Genomic DNA, 701 nt, shown 5'->3' with positions numbered 1-701 from the left:
CTTTCCTGTCAATCCGGTGTCTGGAAGAGCACAAAAGGGAGCACCGTACTAACGGGACTGATTGGCCACGGCCAACAGATTCCGTTACCGGCGGGTTTTAGTCAAAACCAATGCCAATGGAGTGTAAGTAATAGTGAAAACCCGCACGGCTGGAGACCTGAATACTACGCTGGCAGCGTAGCAACATCTGACGCTAATCGTATCGTAATGTGCGGTTACTACGATTCATATACTTTCTACCCAGGAACGAACAGGACCGATATATCAGGGCGATGCAGCTACATAATTACATGTGCATAGTGATTGCCGGTGCTACCGGCCTGCTGATTCTCTACTGATACTTTACAACACTAAACCAGCCGTAATCGCAGCCATAATTTCTCATGCTGTCAGATACGATCTGAAACGTTGCGTTAGCTGGAACATCAAATGAGATGCTTCCCGACTTGTTCCACGTCGAGTTCGCACTAACAGCATTGGCAACAGCAAGACCATTCACAGAAGCAAACAGTGCGTATGTATTTACGCAATTGTCGGAGTCACCGAAGTTGATTTTTTTAGCTGGAGGATTGCCACCATATACGTAGACCTTAAACGGTTTGCCTGTCGTATTCGTTTGACTAAAACTGCCCTGGAAGCCGCCAACGGATTGATACGAACCGCTGCCGGTAGATGGAGCCCCCCACACACCGGATTGACAG

Annotated in this window: 1 pseudogene; it reads right to left on the bottom strand. The window is 48.2% G+C overall.

The features are described 5' to 3' along the window. Nucleotides 1-331: 331 nt before the first annotated feature. A pseudogene (locus HX778_RS25065) lies at nucleotides 332-701 on the bottom strand (shufflon system plasmid conjugative transfer pilus tip adhesin PilV); the annotation flags it as partial.

Source organism: Cedecea sp. P7760 (assembly GCF_013386425.1).
Lineage (GTDB): Bacteria > Pseudomonadota > Gammaproteobacteria > Enterobacterales > Enterobacteriaceae > Cedecea > Cedecea selenatireducens.
Note: the sequence above shows the minus strand (reverse complement) of the source record. Positions and strands in the feature narration are given on the sequence as shown.